Here is a 17,313-nt window from a genome sequence, read left to right as displayed (position 1 = left end):
ATGGACACCTCCAACGAGCGGCAGGCGGTCTCCGCAGCGACGGACAGCTGCGCCGCCGGATGCCCCGAGGCCCTCGCGCAGAACCTGCCCAGCGTCGTCGTCGAGCGGCGCGTCGAATGGCCCGACACGGACGCGGCCGGCCACTACCACCACTCCACCGTGGTGCGCTGGGTCGAGGCGGCCGAGGCCGTCCTGCTGCGCCGGCTCGGCCTGGCCCATCTCTTCGGCAGTACGCCCCGCGTCCACTTCGAGGCCGACTACCGGGCCCGGCTGTGGTTCGGCGAGGCCGTCCGTACCGAACTGAAGGTGGTCAAGGTCGGCACCAGCTCCCTGCACTACGCCTTCACCGTCCACGGCGAGGGGGAGGAGCCGGCCGCGAGCGGGCGCATGGTCATCGCCCACTCGGCTTCGCGCGCCACCGGATCCACGGCCTGGCCCGATGACGTACGCGAGGTCCTCACCAAGGCCGGTCCGCAGTCCCCCGAGCTCTTCGCGTGATCCGATGCACCGCACCACACAGGATGTGCTGCATTCTTGACGCTCGCCAAATTTGCAACATATTCTGTTGTCCGGAACCACTAGGAGGAACACCGTGCGTGTAGCAGTCATCGGAGGAGGGCCCGGCGGGTTGTACTTCGCGGCCCTGGCCCAGCAGCTCTCACCGGAGTGGGAGATCACGGTCTGGGAGCGCAACGCCCGCGACGACGCGTTCGGCTTCGGCGTCGTCTTCTCCGACGAGACGCTGGACGGCATCGCGCAGGCCGACCCCGCGGTGTTCGCGGCCATGTCCGCTGAGTTCGCCCGGTGGAGCGACATCGACGTCCGCTACGGCGGCGAGGTCCACGTCTCCGGCGGCCACGGCTTCGCCGCCCTGGACCGCAACCGGCTGCGGGAGATCCTGCAGAGGCGCTGCGCGGAGCTCGGGGTGCGGGTGCACTACGGCACCGAGGCCCCGCCCGTCGAGGAGCTCTCCGCCGGCTACGACCTCGTGGTCGCCGCGGACGGAATCCGCTCCACCGCCCGCGAGACGTATGCCGCGAGCTTCCGCCCGGACCTGGACGAGCGCCACTGCCGCTACATGTGGCTGTCCACCGACCGCGTCTTCGAGGCGTTCACCTTCATCGTCGAGAAGCGGGACTTCGGCAGCATCCAGGTCCACGCCTACCCGTACGACGACAAGCGCAGCACCTTCATCGTGGAGATCGCGGAGGACGACTGGCGGCGGGCGGGCTTCGAGGCCCTCGCCGACCGGGAGTTCGCCCGCGGCGAGAGCGACGAGGCGAGCGTGCGGCTGTGCGAGGAGATCCTGGCCGGCCACCTCGACGGCCACCGCCTGATCCCCAACGCCTCGAAGTGGATACGCTTCACGACCGTCCGCAACGCCTCCTGGCGCCACGGCAACGTAGTCCTGCTCGGCGACGCCGCCCACACCGCCCACTTCTCCATCGGCTCCGGCACCAAGCTCGCCATGGAGGACTCCCTGGCCCTGGCCGCCTGCCTGCACGAACAGCCCGACGTGGCCTCGGCGCTCGCCGCCTACGAGACCGAACGCCGGCCGGTCGTCGAATCCACCCAGCGCGCCGCCCAGGCCAGCCTCGAATGGTTCGAGAACGTCGGCCGCTACACGGCCCAGGAGCCCCCGCAGTTCGCCTTCAACCTCCTCACCCGCAGCCGCCGCGTCACCTACGACAACCTGCGCGTACGCGACGAGGAGTTCACCACCGCGATCGACTCCTGGCACTCCGACGGGAGCCCGCTGACGGTCACCCGGCCCGGCGCCGCCGTCACCGTCCCGCCGATGTTCCGCCCGTTCCAGCTGGGCGGGCTGCACCTGCGCAACCGCGTCCTCGTACCACCGACCGCGCTCTACACCGCGCGCGAGGGGGTCCCGGGCGACTTCGAACTCGTCCACCTGAGCACCCAGGCCCTGGGCGGATCCGGCGTCGTCATCGCCGGAATGACCGCGGTCAGCGCGGACGGCCGGGCCACCCCCGGCTGCCCCGGCCTCTACACGGACGAGCAGGAGGCCGCCTGGCGGCGCATCGCCGGCTTCGTGCACGGCCAGTCGGACACCTGCCTGGGCATCCAGCTCACCCACGCCGGCCGCCGCGCCGCGACCAGCGTGCCCCGCTCGGACGGCAGGTCCGTCCCGCTCGGAGCCGACGGGTGGCCGCTCGTCGCCGCCTCCCCGCTGGCCTGGACCGAGGGTGCCGTGGTCCCGCGGGAGGCGACCCGGCAGGACATGGACGAGATCGCACGCGATTTCGTCGCCGCGGCCGAACGCGCCCACCGCGCCGGATTCGACGCACTGGAACTCCAGTACGGCCACGGCCACTTGATGTCCGGGTTCCTCTCGCCGCTGACCAATGAGCGGACGGACGACTACGGCGGGAGCCTCGCCGGCCGGCTGCGCTTCCCCCTGGAAGTGCTGCGCGCGGTGCGCGCGGTCTGGCCCGAGGGCAAGGCCCTCGTGGTCCGCGTGTCCGCCGCGGACTGGGCCGACGGCGGCACCAGCGAGGCCGACGCCGTGGAGATCGCCCGCGCCCTGGGCGAGGCCGGCGCCGACGCGATCGACGTCTCCACCGGTGAGGTCGTCGCCCACGAGCGGCCCCGCTACGGCCGCAGCTACCAGACCCCGTACGCCGACCTGATCCGCAACGCCACCGGGGTCCCCACCATCGCCGTCGGCGCGATCTCCACCTACGACGACGTGAACTCGATCATCCTGGCCGGCCGGGCCGACCTGTGCGCCGTCGGCCGCGCCCAGCTCCACGACCCCCTGTGGACCCTGCACGCCGCGGCCGCCCAGGGTTACCACGGCCCGGCCGCGCCGTGGCCCGCTTCCTGGAAGGCGGGCAGCGGCCGCCCGCCGGGTGCGCGCACCGACCGCGTTCCGCCCCGCCTCCAGCTGCTCCGCGAGGCTTCCGCCCCCGTGCACCAGCGCTGGGTTCCGCACGTCCCCGCTGCCGCTGCCGCGGCCGCCCGCTGACCTGGAGACCTGGAGAACCGATGGACAATCTGCCACGCTTCACCGCCGCGGCCGTACAGGCGGCCCCCGTGTACCTGGACGCGGCGGCGACCGTAGACAAGGCGATCGAGCTCATCGCGCAGGCGGCGGCGGGCGGCGCCGAACTGGTCGTCTTCCCCGAGGTGTTCGTCCCCGGATACCCGTACTGGAACTGGACGATGAACCCCGTCCAGGGCTCGCCCTGGTTCGAGCGCCTCTACCGCTCGGCCATCGACGTCCCCGGCCCGTACGTGGACCAACTGCGCGCCGCCGCCCGCCAGTACGGCGTCGTCCTCGTCATCGGCGTCAACGAGCGCGGCCCGCACAGCCTCGGCGTCCTCTACAACACCCTGCTCACCATCGGCCCGGACGGCGCACTCCTCGGAGTCCACCGCAAACTGGTGCCCACCTGGGCCGAGAAGCTCACCTGGACCGGCGGGGACGGCAGTTCGCTCAAGGTGCACCAGACGCCCGTCGGCCCGCTGGGGGCCCTGGCCTGCGGCGAGAACACCAACACCCTCGCCCGTTTCACGCTCCTCGCCCAGGGCGAACTGGTGCATGCCTCCTGCTACATCGCCCTGCCGGTGGCACCGGCCGACTACGACATGGCCGAGGCCATCGCCGTCCGCACCGCCGCCCACAGCTTCGAGGGCAAGGTCTTCTCCGTCGTCGCCTGCTCGACCATCTCCCCGGAGATCGTCGACGCCATCGCCGGGGACGACGAGGAGCTGCGCAAACAGTTCACCCGCCCGCGCAGCGCCCTGTCCGGGATCTTCGGCCCCGACGGCCGCCCGGTCACCGAACCGCTCGTCGACGACGAAGGCATCGTCTACGCCGAGATCGACCTGGCCCGGTGCATCCAGCCCAAGCAGATGCACGACATCGTCGGCCACTACAACCGCTTCGACGTCTTCCAGCTCCACGTCGACAACCGCCCCCGCACCCCGGTGACCTTCGCGACGGACCCGGCGCACACCCCGGCACCCCTCTCCACCGACATCACCGGCATCACCGGCATCACGAAGGAGGACGCATGACCACCGAGTACGACGACAGCCGACTGGGCCGAGCACGAGTATCCGACTCCCCTGAACTCGCCGCGTTCTACGGCGAACTCGCCCAGCTCGAAGCCGGCGCGCTGTGGACCGTCGCCAACGACATCGAGCCCTGGTACCCGCAGCCCAAGTCCGTACCCGTGCTGTGGCGCTACAGCGAACTGCGGCCCCTGGTCCGCAAGGCCCTCGACCTCGTCAAGGCCGACGACGCCGGCCGCCGCGTGGTCATGCTCGTCAACCCCGGCCGCAAGGACGTCAGCGCCGCCGTCGGGCTCCTCTACACCGGCCTGCAGATCATGGGACCCGGCGAGGCCATGACCGCCCACCGCCACCAGGCCGCGGCCCTGCGCTTCGTCCACGAGGGCACGGGCGCCTGGACCATCGTCGACGGCCAGAAGCTGAAGGTGGGCCCCGGTGACTTCGCCATCACCCCCAACGGCACCTGGCACGAACACGGCAACGAAGCCGACGACGCGCCCGTCATCTGGCAGGACGGACTCGACATCCCGCTGGTCAACGCACTCGACGCCGGGTTCTACGAGGTCCACCCCGAGCTGTACCAGACCCCCGGAAAGGTCATCAACTCCTCGGTGCTGACCTACGGCGCGAACCTCCTGCCCTACGGCGTGGAGAAGTGGACCAGGCCCTACTCGCCACTGCTCGCCTTCCCCTGGGAGCCCACCTACGAGGCGCTGCTGGGCCTGGCCAAGGCCACCGAGGGATCCCCGTACGACGGCGTGATCGCGGAGTACACCAACCCGGTCACCGGCGGCTCGGTCATGCCCACCATGGGCGCCCACATGCAGCTCCTGCGGCCCGGCCAGGCCACCCTGGCCCACCGACACACCGGGTCGGTCATCTACACCGCCGCCAAGGGACGCGGGGTCTCGGTGATCGCCGGAGAGCGTTTCGAGTGGCAGCAGGGCGACATGTTCTGCGTGCCCTCCTGGGCCTGGCACGAGCACCACAACCTCGACCAATCCGAGGACGCCTGCCTGTTCTCCTTCAACGACTTCCCCGTCATGCGCTCGCTCGGCTTCCACCGCGAAGAGGCGTACACCGACAACGGCGGGCGCCAGCCCACCGCCTGAACCGCTCCGCCGTACCCGACGCCGCCGGCCCTGACACCGGCGCCGGGTACGGCGGAGCACCGGGCCGGCCACGGCTTCCTGCCCCGTACCGCCCCGGTCCGGGGCGGCGGTGGAGCACCTGAGTTCCGCCGCCGCCCCACCCCTCCGCAACACCCCTCTTCCCCTTCCCCTTCACCTGCAAGGAGCACCCATGCGGCTGGTCACCTACACCCTCAACGATTCGCCCCTTCGCCTCGGGGCACAGGCCGACGACCTCGTCGTCGACCTCGCCACCCTGGCCGGCCTGGCCGGCGTACAACTGCCGCTGGACCTGCTCTCGTTCATCCAGGCCGGTGCGGCCGCCCAGGACGCCGCGCGCGGCCTGCTGGCCGGCGGGCCCGCGGCGTGGCCGGCCGATGCCGTGCACCGGCTCGACGAGGTGTCGCTGCGGGCCCCGCTGCGCCCCGGCAAGATCATCGGCGTCGGACTGAACTACGTCGAGCACGTCGAGGAGTCCAGCCGCAGCCTGGACACCGACAAGGAGCGCCCCTCGCGCCCCGTGCTCTTCAGCAAGCCCGCCACGGCCGTCACCGGCCCCGGTCAGCCGATCCTGCACAACGCGGACCTGACCACGCAGCTGGACTGGGAGTGCGAACTGGCCGTCGTCATCGGCCGCACCGCCTTCAAGGTGAGCGAGGAGGAGGCCTACGACCACATCTTCGGCTTCAGCATCGTCAACGACATCAGCGCCCGCGACCAGCGCCGCTCCGGCCAGTGGTTCTTCTCCAAGGGCCAGGACTCCTACGCCCCCTTCGGCCCCGCCGTCGTCACGGCCGACGAGATCCCCGACCCGATGGACCTCGACCTCTCGCTGCGCGTCAACGGCGTCACCAAGCAGAAGTCGAACACCCGCCACATGCTCTTCCCCATCGCCCGTCTCATCGCCGACATCTCCTCCGGCGTCACCCTCGAACCCGGAGACGTCATCGCCACCGGATCGCCCGCGGGAGTGGGAGCGGGCATGGTCCCGCCCGAGTTCCTGCACCCCGGCGACACCGTCGAGGCCACCGTCGAAGGCATCGGCACCCTCACCAACCCCGTCGTCGACGCCCGCTGAGGAGCGATCATGACCCATCCCGCCCGCCCCGCCGCCCGTACCTACCGCATCGGCCAGATCGTGCCGAGCTCCAACGTCACGATGGAGACCGAGGTCCCGGCGATCCTGCGCGCCCGGGAGTCCATCGCGCCGGAGCGCTTCACCTTCCACTCCAGCCGGATGCGCATGACCCATGTGACCCCGGAGCAGCTGAAGGCCATGGACGCCGACTCCGACCGGTGCGCCGTCGAGCTCTCGGACGCGCACGTGGACGTCCTCGGCTACGCCTGCCTCGTCGCCATCATGAGCATGGGACTCGGCTACCACCGCACCTCCGAGGAGCGCCTGCACCTTCGTACCGCGGAGAACGGCGCCCCCGCCCCCGTCGTCACCAGCGCCGGAGCCCTCGTCCAGGGTCTGCAGACCCTCGGGGCGAAGAAGATCGCCCTCATCGCCCCGTACATGCGCCCGCTGACGAAGACCGTCGTCGACTACCTCACCCACGAGGGCATCGAGGTGCTCGACTACCAGGCACTGGAGATCCCCAACAACCTCGACGTTGCCGCACACGACCCCGCACGCCTCCCCGGGCTCGCCAAGGCCCTGGACCACAGCGACGCCGACGCCTTCGTGCTCTCCGCCTGTGTCCAGATGCCCTCGCTGGGCGCCATCGAGGAAGCCGAACAGCTCCTCGGCAAGCCCGTGGTCTCGGCGGCCGTGTGCACGGCCCACCAGATGCTGCGCGCCCTGGACCTTCCGGCGGTGGCCCCCGGAGCGGGCCATCTCCTGTCCGGCGCCTACGCGGAATGAAGGCGGCGCGCCGCCCCGCCGTCGCACGCCGGGACTGCCGTCAACCGGACCTGGACGGTGCCCCGACCGTCCGGCTCGGTAGGATCGCGACCGCGTACGACGGAAGGCGATCATGGCGGACAGTCCCCTCAGGCCCAGCTCGTTGATCAACACGGTCTACGGGGCGTTCCTGCGCCGCCTCGGCGGCTGGATCTCGGTTGCCGACCTGATCACCCTGATGTCCGAACTGGACGTCGACGGCCCGGCGGCGCGCTCGGCGATCTCCCGGCTCAAGAAGAAGGGCGTACTCGAACCGGAGCGCCGCGGTGCCACCGGCTACCGGCTGAGCCCGGGCGCGCGACCCGTGTTCGACGAGGGTGACCGGCGCATCTTCGGCAGCCTGGAACCGGCCAAGCTGAGCGACGGCTGGGCGATGGCCGTCTTCTCGGTACCGGAGTCCGAGCGGTCGTACCGCTACCAGCTGCGCACCCGGCTGACCTGGCTCGGCTTCGGCAACATCGCCCCCGGTGTGTGGCTGGCACCCGGCCGGCTCCTCGGCGACGCCCGTGACATGCTGATCCGGCTCGGACTCAGCGACTACGTGCATCTGTTCGCCGCGGACTACGCCGCGTTCAGCGACCTGCCCGAGACGGTCAGCTCGTGGTGGGACTTCCCGGCGATCCAGGCGCAGTACGCCACGTTCACCGATGCGTACGGCCCCGTCGCCGCCGGACTCGAGCAGCAGCGCGACATCGACGGAGCCGAGGCCTTCCGCCACTACGTCCCCATGCTCACCCAATGGCGCCGACTGCCCTACCTCGATCCCGGGCTGCCCGGCGAGCTCCTCCCCGCGGACTGGAACGCGGTCGCCGCGCGCCGGATCTTCCAGCAGCTGCACGAGGTACTCGCCACGCCGAGCCTGCTGCACGTGCAGCAGGTCACCGGTCTGGCGGAGGAGGAGGCCTAAGCGCCGGCCGGGCCACTCCATGGCCCTCGGCGCTCAGTGCTCCTCGCCCGCGACGAGGAGTTCACCCACCGTCTCGGTGAGGACGGCGCGGGCGGGGGCGGGCATGCCCGCGTCGGTCACGAACCAGTCGGCCCGATCGAGTGCGGCGAAACCGCTGAGCCCGACCACCCCCCATTTGGTGTGGTCGGCCACGACGGCGACCCGCCGTGCCGAGGCGACCAGCGCCCGGTTGGTCTGGGCCTCCATGAGGTTGGGGGTGGTCAGCCCGGCCTCCTCCGCCACCCCGTGCGCGCCGAGGACGAGCAGGTCCACGTGGAGGGAACCGATCACCAGATCGGCGAGCGGGCCGACCAGCGCGGCCGAGGGGGTGGGGGAGCCGCCGGTGAGCAGCAGGGTGGGGGCCCCGGCCCCGCCATCGCGGCCGGCGGCCCGCACCAGCTCCGCCACCGGAAGGGAGTTGGTGACGATCGTGAGCCGCGGGACGCCGAGCAGCCGGGCGGCGACCGCGTGCGCGGTGGTGCCGCCCGAGATCGCGACCACGCTGCCCGGTTCGACCAGGGTGGCGGCCGTGTCCGCGATGGCGGCCTTGGCGTCCCCCTCCAGATCGGACTTCTCGTCGAATCCGGGCTCGTGCCCGCTGGCCCCGGCCGGGGCGACGGCCCCGCCGTAGACCTTCTCCACGACTCCGCGCCGGGCGAGGGCGTCCAGGTCCCGGCGGATGGTCATGTCCGAGACACCGAGCTGCCCGACCAGGTCCGCCACCCGGACCGCGCCGTCGCGCCGGACCGCGTCCAGGATGAGCGCGCGTCGCTGGTGGGCCAGTTGGGCAGTCTGCTCGGCCACGGGTCACGCTCCCGGTATCGGCGAATCCGGTCAGAAGGCAGCAAGATAACACGGCCATGCTGTTGAAGTGTGAGGGGAAACGGGCCTGTACCTGGCGGATAATGTTTGGAGATGTTTATTCTTGGTGGGTGAAGAAGACCCTCGCGAAACTCGCGGACGGCCGCGAACTGATCTACTTCGACACCGACGAGAGCGCCGCGCGCGATGCGCCCGACCTGCGCCCGCTGGACCGCGTGCGCAGCCACCCGGAACTGCGGCGGGACGAGGCGACCGGTGACTGGATCACGATCGCCTCCCACCGGCAGGACCGCACCTACCGGCCGCCCGCCGGCGCATGTCCGCTCTGCCCCTCCCGGGACGGCCGGCTCAGTGAAATCCCCGCCGCCGACTACCAGGTGGCCGTCTTCGAGAACCGCTTCCCCTCCCTCGCCGGCGGCGCCGGACGCTGCGAGGTCGTGTGCTTCACCCCGGAGCACGAGGCACGCTTCGCCGACCTCACCCCGGCCGCCGCCCGCCTGGTCCTGGATGCGTGGACCGACCGCACCGCGGAGCTCTCCGCGCTCGAGGGCGTGGAGCAGGTGTACTGCTTCGAGAACCGGGGCGCCGAGATCGGGGTGACCCTCGCCCACCCGCACGGCCAGATCTACGCCTTCCCCTTCGCCACCCCGCGCACCGCGAAGATGACCGCCGCCGCGGCCGCCCACCGCGCCGCCACCGGCCGCAACCTCTTCGAGGACCTGCTGGCAGGCGCCCGTGCCGCCACCGAGCGGGTGGTGACGGCCGGGGAGCACTGGACCGCCTTCGTGCCCTACGCCGCCCGCTGGCCGTACGAGGTGCACCTCTATCCGCACCGCCGCGTCCCCGACCTGACCTGCCTGACCGAGGCGGAGCGGGCCGAGTTCCCGGGCATCTACCTCGACCTGCTGCGCCGCTTCGACCGGCTGTTCCTCCTGCCCGGGCAGGAGGAGCGGGCGGCTCCCGCGCCGTACATCTCGGCCTGGCACCAGGCCCCCCGTACCGAGGGCGCGGAACTGGCCCTGCACCTGGAACTGTTCACGGTCCGCCGGACCCCGGACAAGCTCAAGTTCCTCGCCGGGACGGAGTCCGGGATGGAAGCCTTCATGAACGACGTGGCCCCCGAGACGGCCGCGCGGCAGCTGCGGGAGGCCCGGTCGTGAACCACACGGACCAGTGGGACGACGACAGCCGGGCGGACCGGGTCGCCGGCACCTTCGGCCGGCTCTTCGGCGGCCCCCCGGACGGGGTGTGGGCGGCTCCGGGCCGGGTCAACCTGATCGGCGAACACACCGACTACAACGACGGGTTCGCCCTCCCGATGGCCCTCCCGCAGACCACGCTGCTCGCCGCCCGCGCCCGTACGGACGGGCGGCTGCGGCTGCACAGCGCGCAGGGCGACGGCCGGGTCACCGACCTGACGGTGGCCGCACTGGCCCCCGGCACCGTGACGAGCTGGGTCTCCTACCCGGCCGGCGTGGTCTGGGCGCTCACCGAGGCGGGACACCCGGTCGGGGGCGCTGACCTCCACTTCGACAGCACGGTGCCCACCGGTGCCGGACTCTCCTCCTCCGCCGCGCTGGAGTGCGCGGTCGCGGTCGCGTACGACGAGCTGTACGGGCTGGGCCTGCCCGGGCCCGAACTGGCCCGGATCGCCCAGCGCGCGGAGAACGCCTTCGCGGGCGTTCCCTGCGGAATCATGGACCAGATGGCCTCCGTCTGCTGCACCGCGGGGGCCGCCCTCCAGCTCGACGCACGAACCCCGGAGCACCACCGGCAGGTGCCCTTCGACCTCCAGGGGCAGGGTCTGCGGCTGCTGGTGATCGACACCCGCGTCAGCCACGACCTCGGCGACGGGGCGTACGCCGCCCTGCGGGCGGGCTGCGAACGCGCGGCCGCGCTGCTCGGCCTGCCCGCCCTGCGCGATCTGCCCGCCGGGGACCTGCCGGGGGCCCTGCAGGCCCTGCCGGCGGAACTCGCGCCCCTGGTCCGCCATGTGGTGACCGAGAACGCCCGGGTCACGGAAGCCGTCTCCCGGCTGCGGGAGGGCGATGTCGCGGCCCTCGGCCCGATCCTCACCACCGGGCACGCCTCGCTCCGCGACGACTACCGCGTCTCCTGCCCGGAGACCGACCTCGCCGTGACCGCCGCGCTGGGCGCCGGGGCACTCGGCGCCCGGATGACGGGGGGCGGCTTCGGGGGCTCCGTCATCGCGCTGGTGGAGGCCGGGCGGGAGAGCGCGGTGGGCGAGTCAGTCACGGCCGCCTTCGGCGCCGCCGGCCACCGCCTCCCGCGCATCCTCTCCGTCACCCCGGCCGAGGGAGCCCGCCGCCTCGCGCCCGCGCCCGGGACGCGGTAGCCGGGGCTGCCGGAGCAGGGGCGCGGCGGCCTCCGCTCCGGCAGCGCTTCACCCCTTCGGCGGGGCCGTGTTCCGCAGATACGGCAGCCGGGCCAACGGCGCGTCGATCCATACCGTTGCCGGGCCCGCGTACGACCGGCCGTCGTCGGCCAGCCACGTGCCCGGCGGGATCAGGACCGCACGCCCGTCCGCGCCCTTGGCCACCACCGGAGCCACCATCAGGGTGTCGCCCAGCATGAACTGGTCGGTGACCCCCGCGTAGCCCTGGTGGGGGAAGGCCCATTCGAGCGGGCGCTGGACCGGTTCGCCCGTGGCCGCGGCGTGCGCGGCGAGAGCGAGGATCTCCGGCGCGAGCTCAGTGTGCAGGCGGGCCGCCGCGCGGACGATGGCGAGGTTCTCGGGGGAGAGCACGCGCCAGGGCGCCGCGGAGAACTGCATCATGGGGAACAGCGCGGCGATCTGGGCGTAGCGGACGAACAGCTCCTCGTCGAAGCCCTCGCCGTCCTCGCCCGGGACGAAGCGGAACTCGCCGCCGCCGATCATGTCGGGACAGGTGAACGCATGGCCCGTCAGGGCCTGGGCCAGGGCGTTCGGGATCAGGCTCGCCAGCCCGAAGCGCCCCTCCCACAGGTGGTACTTGTCCTGCTGGCGCTGTGCGAGCGGCAGGCCCGCGGCCCGCCACGCGTCACGGAACTCGTTGAGCGGCCAGTCGGCACCGAAGCGGTTCCAGGCATGGGTGTACGCCTCCGGGTCCGCGCACCCCAGCGAGCGCCACCAGAGCGCGTCGCCGCCGTCGAACTTGAACCCGTCGATGCCGATGCCGTCCCGCAGGGCTTCCAGGCGGCCGGTCAGCCACGCCCGTGCCCGCGGATCGAGCAGATCGAGGCCGGCGCTCCAGCCGTTCCACCACGAAGCGACCTTGGCCCGCCCGTCCGCACTGGCAGCGCTGTCGCGGATCAGCAGGCCCTGGTCGCCCAGCTGTCGCGCCGTGGGGGAGTCCGGGGTCACGTAGGGCACGAGCCACAGCATCACCTTGAAGCCGAGCCGGTGGAGCCGGGCGACCATGCCCGCCGGATCGGGGAAGCGGCCGGGATGGAAGGTCCAGTCCCCGTAGTCGTTGCTCCACCGGTCGTCGATCATCAGCACGCCGGGCGGAAAGCCTTCCGCGAGCAGGCGCTCCGCGTACGCCAGCACCTTCGCCTGGGTCGGCTCGAAAACCGTCTCGATCCACAGGTTGTACTGCGGTGCGCCGAAGAGCAGGGGGTCCGGCATCGTGCTGGACGGAGGGTAGTGGCGGGTGATCGCGTGGCGGTACGCCCCGCGCAGATCGCCGTGCCCCTCCCCGTACTCGATGACCGCGTCCGGTTCGTGCGAGTGCGCGGTCAGCCGCCCGCCGGAGATCGTGAAGGCGAAGGTGCGCTCGCTGTGCACCCAGCGGCCGCGGTCGGACAGCAGGAGCGGCATGCCCTGGTTGGCGAGCACGTCACGCAGGTCGAAGCCGTAGCCGTCGGGGAACGGCATGTGCCGCCCTTCGGCGACCGCTCCGCCCCACCAGCGTTCCCCGTCGAGCAGGGCGAGTTCGAGTGTCGTCATACCTCTGGGGTTTCTCCTGGAAGTGGACCGCCGTGAACTACTTGATGGTGAACCCTTGTTCCTTCCCATAGGTCTTCACCCGCTCCTGCCAGGTGGCCAGCGCGCCGGGCAGGTTCCCGCCGGGCTGGAGGGCCTGGCCGACGGAGTCCTTGAAGACGCTGTTCGCGTACACCTGGAACGGCAGGTACTGCCAGCCGGGCCGCACCGCCTTCGACATGTCGGCGAAGATCTCGTTCGGCTTGCTGCCGGGGAAGAACGGCACCTCGGAGCCGCGGAAGCCGGGGTCGTCGAGCAGCACCTTGGTCGCGGGGAACAGGCCGACCTCGGAGTTGAGGGACCGGACGGCTTCCGGGTCGGAGCCCATCCACTGGGCGAAGGCGACCGACGCCTCCTTGTTCTTCGCGTGCGTGGTGACCGCGACCGACGAGCCGCCGTTCTCCGCGCTGGCACCGCCCGGCATGGGGGCGACCGACCACTGGCCCCTGCTCTGCGGGATGTTCTGCTCCAGTACCGCGGGCGCCCACGCGCCGGCCAGCCATGTCGCGTACTTCCCGGAGGACATGGACTTCCACCACTCGTCGTTCCAGCTCGTGGTGGAGTCCACCAGCTTGTTCTCGATCAGCGGGCCCCAGGTGTCGGCGTAGGCCTTGGCGCCGGCGTCGTCCTTGAGGTCGACCGTGACGTCGGTGGCGCCGTTCACGGTGTACGGCTTGCCGCCGAAGTCCCAGATCAGGCTGTTGGAGGTGCCCGCGTCGCCTGGGTCCACGTACGTGATGTGGACGCTCGGATCGGTGTCGCGGATCTTCTTGGCGAGCGCGCCGTACTCCTCCCACGTGGCCGGCGGCTTCGCACCGAACCGGTCGAGGATGTCCTTGCGGTAGAACATCGCCATCGGCCCGGTGTCCTGGGGTATGCCGTAGATCCCGCCCGCGAGGCTCACCTGGGACCAGGCCGAGTCGGCGAACTTGTCCTTCAGGCCGGCCGAGCCGTAGTCGGAGAGGTTGACCAGGGATTTGGTCATCGCGAACTGGGGGAGTGCGAAGTATTCGATCTGCACGACGTCGGGGGCGCCCTCGCCCGCCTTGAGCGTGGTGGTCAGCTTGGTGTACTCGTCCTTGGAGCGGCCCGCGTTGACGAGGTTGACCTTGACCTTCGGGTACTTCTTCTCGAACAGTGCGACCGTCTTGTCGATGTTCGGGACCCAGGTCCAGAAGGTGATCTCGGCGGGCTCGTCCAGTGCGGCCCGCACCGCGGCGGGGTCGGCCTTCCTGCCACCGTCGGAGGTGCCGGAGCCGCCGCCACACGCGGTGAGGGAGAGGGTGAGGGCCGCGAGCGTGCCCGCGGTGAGGGTGCGGGTGAGAGCCGACAGCCGCAGGAACCTGCTCATGTCGAATCCTTTCTTCGGTACGAAACGGGCGGGCTCGGCCTACTGCTTGACGCCGCCGGCGGCCAGCCCCGACTGCCAGAACCGCTGGAGGAAGAGGAACGCGACGATCAGCGGGACGATCGCCAGCAGGCTGCCGGTGATCACCAGAGGGAGGATCGGTATGGCACCCGCGCCGGCTCCGCCCTGTGCGAGCGAGTCCCACTGGCGCAGCCCCACCGTGAGGGGGAACAGCTCGGGGTCGTTGAGCACGATCAGCGGCAGGAAGTAGTTGTTCCAGGTGGCGACGAGCGTGAACAGCAGCACCGTGACGAATCCGGGAGCCAGCAGGCGCAGCGAGATGGTGAGGAAGATCCGCAGTTCTCCGGCTCCGTCGATGCGTGCGGCCTCCAGCATCGCGTCCGGAACGGCCTCGGACGCGTACACCCGCATCAGATAGAGCCCGAAAGGACTGGCGAGGGAGGGCAGGAGGACCGCCCACGGTGTGTTGACGATGCCCATGTCGCTGAACAGCAGGTACGTCGGGACCGCGAGTGCGGACGCCGGGATCGAGATCGCCCCGATGACGAGGGCGGACAGCACCCGGCGGCCCGCGAACGCGTACTTGGCCAGTGCGTACCCGCCCATCGTCGCGATGACCGAGGCTCCGCCCGCCCCGACCACCGCGTAGAGCAGGGTGTTGCCGAACCAGCGCAGGTATATCCCGTCGTCGTAGGTGAAGACGTCCCGGACGTTGTCGAACAGGTGGAAGCCGTCCCCGAACCACAGGCCGGGCGAGTCGAACAGGGTCTGGTTGGACTTCGTCGCGCTGATCGCGAGCCAGAGCAAGGGGATCAGTGTGTACGCGAGCATCAGGCCCATCGCCACGGTCAAGGCGGTGGACCTGCCCGGACGGCGCCGGCGGGGTGCCGCGGCGGTCACAGCATGCGCTCCCTTCGGGCGGTCGTACGCTGGACCGCGTACGCGACGATCACGGTCACCAGGCCGAGCAGCACCGCGACGGCGGCCGAGTAGTTGAACTGGCGCCCGTCGAAGGCGAGGCTGTAGGCGTACATGTTGGGGGTGTAGTTCGTGGAGACGGCGGCAGGCGCCAGGGACTGCAGGACGCTCGGCTCGTTGAAGAGCTGGAAGCTGCCGATCACCGAGAACGTCGTGGCCAGCAGCAGGGCGGGGCGCAGGGCCGGCAGTTTGATGCTGAACGCCTTGCGGACGGCTCCGGCGCCGTCGACCTCGGCCGCCTCGTACAGCTCCCCGGGGATGGAGCGCAGCGCCGCGTAGAGGATCAGCATGTTGTAGCCGACGTACGACCACGTGACGATGTTGCCGATCGACGCGAGCATCCAGCTCTCGGAGAGCAGGTCGGGCACCTCGGTGTGCAACAGGTCGCCGATCTCGCCGGCCAGGCCGAAGCGGTCGCCGTACAGGTAGCCCCACATGAGGGCCGCGACCACACCGGGAACGGCGTAGGGGACGAAGATGCCGATCCGGAACAGCCCTGGCGCACGCAGCCGCCCACTGTCGATCGCGAGCGCGGCCACCAGCGCGAGGCCGAGCATGAGCGGCACCTGGATCGCGAAGAAGAGTGCGACGCGGCCGAGGCCGGCATGGAACAGATTGTCCTTGAACGCCTTGGTGTAGTTGTCCAGCCCGGTGAAGACCATCCCGCCGATCATGCGTTCCTGATAGAGGCTCAGGTTGACCGAGTACGCCAGCGGGGCGACGACCCCGATGACGAAGACGCAGAGGAACGGCAGGAGGAACGCGTGGGCGGTGAGGTTGCGCCGGACGGCGCCGCGTTTCACGGGTAAGACCTCCGATGCGTGTTAGCGCCAACATGGTGGCGCGGTTCGGAAGTGTGTCGACAGCCCTCGGCGAGTGTCAAGAGTTTTGACCAACTGATCTGTCGCATCGTCAGTTTCCTTTAATTCCAAGGGATTTCGAGGATGCGAAGGATGGCGGAAAGTCTGCCGGGTCGGCCGAAGCGGCTCGGTAGCCTGTTGACCAACGCGGCATGTTCGCGCAAACATGAAGCGGGTCAGGAAGATGCCCGGGCAGCACCGTGCGAGAGGAACTGCGCCATGGCGAAGGATGGGCAGCGACCACGCAAGTCCCGTTCCCCGGCTGCGGACCGGCCCAGGCCCCCGTCGATGGCGGATGTCGCGGCCATGGCAGGAGTCTCGGCGCAGACCGTCTCCCGCGTGGTCAACGCGACCGCCCGCGTCGACGAGGCGACCCGCGACCGGGTCGTCCGGGCCGTCCGCATGCTCGGGTACCGCCCCAACACCGCGGCCCGGGCGCTGGCCACCGGCAAGTTCCGGACGATCGGCGTCATCAGCTTCGACCTCACGGCGCACGGAAACGCACGCACGCTGGATTCGATCGTCTCCGCCGTGCAGTCCACCGAGTACTCGGTCAACGTGGTCGTCCCGCAGGCGCAGACCGAGGAGGCGGTGCTCGAAGCGTTCCGGAGGCTGAGCGGTCATGCGGTCGACGGGGTCATCGTGAACGAGGCGCAGATCCTGGCCGGTTCGCTGATGATCCCCCTGGGGCTGCCGGTCGTGGTCGTCGACGGCGGCGACGACCACCGCTACCCCGGCGTCCACACCGACCACGCGGCCGGTGCGGAGATCGCCGTGAACCACCTGCTGGGGCTCGGTCACACCACGGTGTGGCACCTGGCCGGCCCACAGGACTCCCACCCCGCGCGCCGCCGCGCCGAGGCATGGCAGCGTGTCCTCCAGGCGGCGGGCGCACCTGTCCCGCCGCCCGTCCACGGTGACTGGAGTGCCGAGAGCGGATACCGGGCAGGCCGGGAACTCGCCGGCCGGCCGGAGGCCACCGCGGTGTTCGCCGCCAACGACCAGATGGCGCTCGGGCTGGTCCGGGCGCTGCGCGACGCAGGGCGTTCGGTTCCGGAGGACGTGAGCGTGATCGGGTTCGACAACATCGCCGAATCCGCCTACTTCCTCCCGCCGCTGACCACCGTGGACCAGGACCTCTCCCGGGTCGGTGCGGCCTGCGTGCACCGGCTCCTGAGCCAGATCGAGGGCGCCGCGCCGACGGACTCGTCCGTCGTGTCGGTCATGCCGACCCTGGTGGAGCGTGACAGCGCGGCGCCGCCGCGGATCTGACCGA

15 protein-coding genes are annotated in these 17,313 nt (G+C 71.1%); 10 read left to right on the top strand and 5 right to left on the bottom strand.

From position 1 onward, the window contains the following. The 7 genes from OHA89_RS06780 (at window position 1) to OHA89_RS06750 (ending at window position 7,984) form a co-directional block, all read left to right on the top strand. On the top strand, window positions 1-498 hold the full coding sequence (locus OHA89_RS06780; RefSeq protein ID WP_215141712.1) for a thioesterase family protein: 498 nt from the start codon (window positions 1-3) through the stop codon (window positions 496-498). Between the two features lie 94 nt (window positions 499-592). Then, on the top strand, window positions 593-2,989 hold the full coding sequence (locus OHA89_RS06775; protein WP_406365662.1) for a bifunctional salicylyl-CoA 5-hydroxylase/oxidoreductase: 2,397 nt from the start codon (window positions 593-595) through the stop codon (window positions 2,987-2,989). A gap of 20 nt (window positions 2,990-3,009) precedes the next feature. Next, window positions 3,010-4,044: a carbon-nitrogen hydrolase family protein gene (locus OHA89_RS06770; protein ID WP_257553233.1), complete on the top strand. Its 1,035-nt coding sequence runs from the start codon at window positions 3,010-3,012 to the stop codon at window positions 4,042-4,044. Continuing rightward, window positions 4,041-5,153 carry a cupin domain-containing protein gene (locus OHA89_RS06765; RefSeq protein WP_266613544.1) on the top strand — a complete coding sequence of 371 codons (1,113 nt, stop codon included), beginning with the start codon at window positions 4,041-4,043 and terminating at the stop codon, window positions 5,151-5,153. Before OHA89_RS06770 ends, OHA89_RS06765 begins: the two co-directional genes overlap by 4 nt. 190 nt (window positions 5,154-5,343) lie before the next feature. Next, window positions 5,344-6,249, top strand: a complete 906-nt coding sequence (locus OHA89_RS06760) for a fumarylacetoacetate hydrolase family protein (RefSeq protein ID WP_266613542.1) — start codon at window positions 5,344-5,346, stop codon at window positions 6,247-6,249. Window positions 6,250-6,258: 9 nt separating this feature from the next. Then, window positions 6,259-7,038 carry an Asp/Glu racemase gene (locus OHA89_RS06755; RefSeq protein ID WP_406365660.1) on the top strand — a complete coding sequence of 260 codons (780 nt, stop codon included), beginning with the start codon at window positions 6,259-6,261 and terminating at the stop codon, window positions 7,036-7,038. Window positions 7,039-7,150: 112 nt separating this feature from the next. Then, window positions 7,151-7,984, top strand: coding sequence for a PaaX family transcriptional regulator C-terminal domain-containing protein (locus OHA89_RS06750; RefSeq protein WP_257553231.1), 834 nt, complete (start codon window positions 7,151-7,153; stop codon window positions 7,982-7,984). Window positions 7,985-8,017: 33 nt separating this feature from the next. On the opposite strand, the gene OHA89_RS06745 is transcribed toward OHA89_RS06750, so the two are convergent. Continuing rightward, window positions 8,018-8,827 (bottom strand): DeoR/GlpR family DNA-binding transcription regulator, encoded by an 810-nt coding sequence (locus tag OHA89_RS06745; RefSeq protein WP_266613540.1) that lies wholly within the window; start codon window positions 8,825-8,827, stop codon window positions 8,018-8,020. Window positions 8,828-8,955: 128 nt separating this feature from the next. Between OHA89_RS06745 and galT the strand changes: the two genes are divergently transcribed. After that, window positions 8,956-10,005 carry a galactose-1-phosphate uridylyltransferase gene (galT, locus tag OHA89_RS06740; protein WP_266613539.1) on the top strand — a complete coding sequence of 350 codons (1,050 nt, stop codon included), beginning with the start codon at window positions 8,956-8,958 and terminating at the stop codon, window positions 10,003-10,005. Next, entirely contained in the window at window positions 10,002-11,201 is a 1,200-nt protein-coding gene (galK, locus tag OHA89_RS06735; protein ID WP_406365659.1) for a galactokinase, read from the top strand. Before galT ends, galK begins: the two co-directional genes overlap by 4 nt. Window positions 11,202-11,249: 48 nt before the next feature. Here the strand turns inward: galK and OHA89_RS06730 are convergent, their stop codons facing one another. From OHA89_RS06730 to OHA89_RS06715, 4 genes are read right to left on the bottom strand one after another with little or no spacing between them, the layout of a single operon-like run. Continuing rightward, entirely contained in the window at window positions 11,250-12,794 is a 1,545-nt protein-coding gene (locus tag OHA89_RS06730) for a glycoside hydrolase family 31 protein (protein WP_406365658.1), read from the bottom strand. A 37-nt stretch (window positions 12,795-12,831) separates the two neighbouring features. After that, a complete protein-coding gene (locus tag OHA89_RS06725; RefSeq protein WP_266613534.1) occupies window positions 12,832-14,181 on the bottom strand; it encodes a sugar ABC transporter substrate-binding protein in 1,350 nt (449 codons plus the stop codon). 39 nt (window positions 14,182-14,220) lie between these two features. Then, window positions 14,221-15,099 (bottom strand): carbohydrate ABC transporter permease, encoded by an 879-nt coding sequence (locus OHA89_RS06720; protein ID WP_406365657.1) that lies wholly within the window; start codon window positions 15,097-15,099, stop codon window positions 14,221-14,223. Beyond that, window positions 15,096-15,980, bottom strand: a complete 885-nt coding sequence (locus tag OHA89_RS06715; RefSeq protein WP_266613532.1) for a carbohydrate ABC transporter permease — start codon at window positions 15,978-15,980, stop codon at window positions 15,096-15,098. The genes OHA89_RS06720 and OHA89_RS06715 overlap by 4 nt, the downstream gene beginning before the upstream one ends. 345 nt (window positions 15,981-16,325) lie before the next feature. Here OHA89_RS06715 and OHA89_RS06710 point away from each other — a divergent pair, with 345 nt between their 5' ends. Beyond that, complete coding sequence (locus OHA89_RS06710; RefSeq protein ID WP_266613530.1) at window positions 16,326-17,309, top strand: LacI family DNA-binding transcriptional regulator; 984 nt, start codon at window positions 16,326-16,328, stop codon at window positions 17,307-17,309. The last annotated feature ends 4 nt before the right edge of the window (window positions 17,310-17,313 follow it).

This window comes from Streptomyces sp. NBC_01546 (assembly GCF_045208355.1).
GTDB lineage: Bacteria > Actinomycetota > Actinomycetes > Streptomycetales > Streptomycetaceae > Streptomyces.
The sequence above is the reverse complement of the archived record's forward strand: the minus strand, read 5'-3'. Positions and strand labels throughout refer to the sequence as shown.

Excerpts from the sequence above, each read along its gene's own strand:
- OHA89_RS06725 (WP_266613534.1), bottom strand. The coding sequence starts at position 14,181 with ATGAGCAGGTTCCTGCGGCTGTCGGCTCTCACCCGCACCCTCACCGCG.
- OHA89_RS06765 (WP_266613544.1), top strand. The coding sequence starts at position 4,041 with ATGACCACCGAGTACGACGACAGCCGACTGGGCCGAGCACGAGTATCC.
- OHA89_RS06780 (WP_215141712.1), top strand. The coding sequence starts at position 1 with ATGGACACCTCCAACGAGCGGCAGGCGGTCTCCGCAGCGACGGACAGC.
- OHA89_RS06755 (WP_406365660.1), top strand. The coding sequence starts at position 6,259 with ATGACCCATCCCGCCCGCCCCGCCGCCCGTACCTACCGCATCGGCCAG.
- OHA89_RS06730 (WP_406365658.1), bottom strand. The coding sequence starts at position 12,794 with ATGACGACACTCGAACTCGCCCTGCTCGACGGGGAACGCTGGTGGGGC.
- OHA89_RS06760 (WP_266613542.1), top strand. The coding sequence starts at position 5,344 with ATGCGGCTGGTCACCTACACCCTCAACGATTCGCCCCTTCGCCTCGGG.
- OHA89_RS06750 (WP_257553231.1), top strand. The coding sequence starts at position 7,151 with ATGGCGGACAGTCCCCTCAGGCCCAGCTCGTTGATCAACACGGTCTAC.
- OHA89_RS06770 (WP_257553233.1), top strand. The coding sequence starts at position 3,010 with ATGGACAATCTGCCACGCTTCACCGCCGCGGCCGTACAGGCGGCCCCC.
- OHA89_RS06710 (WP_266613530.1), top strand. The coding sequence starts at position 16,326 with ATGGCGGATGTCGCGGCCATGGCAGGAGTCTCGGCGCAGACCGTCTCC.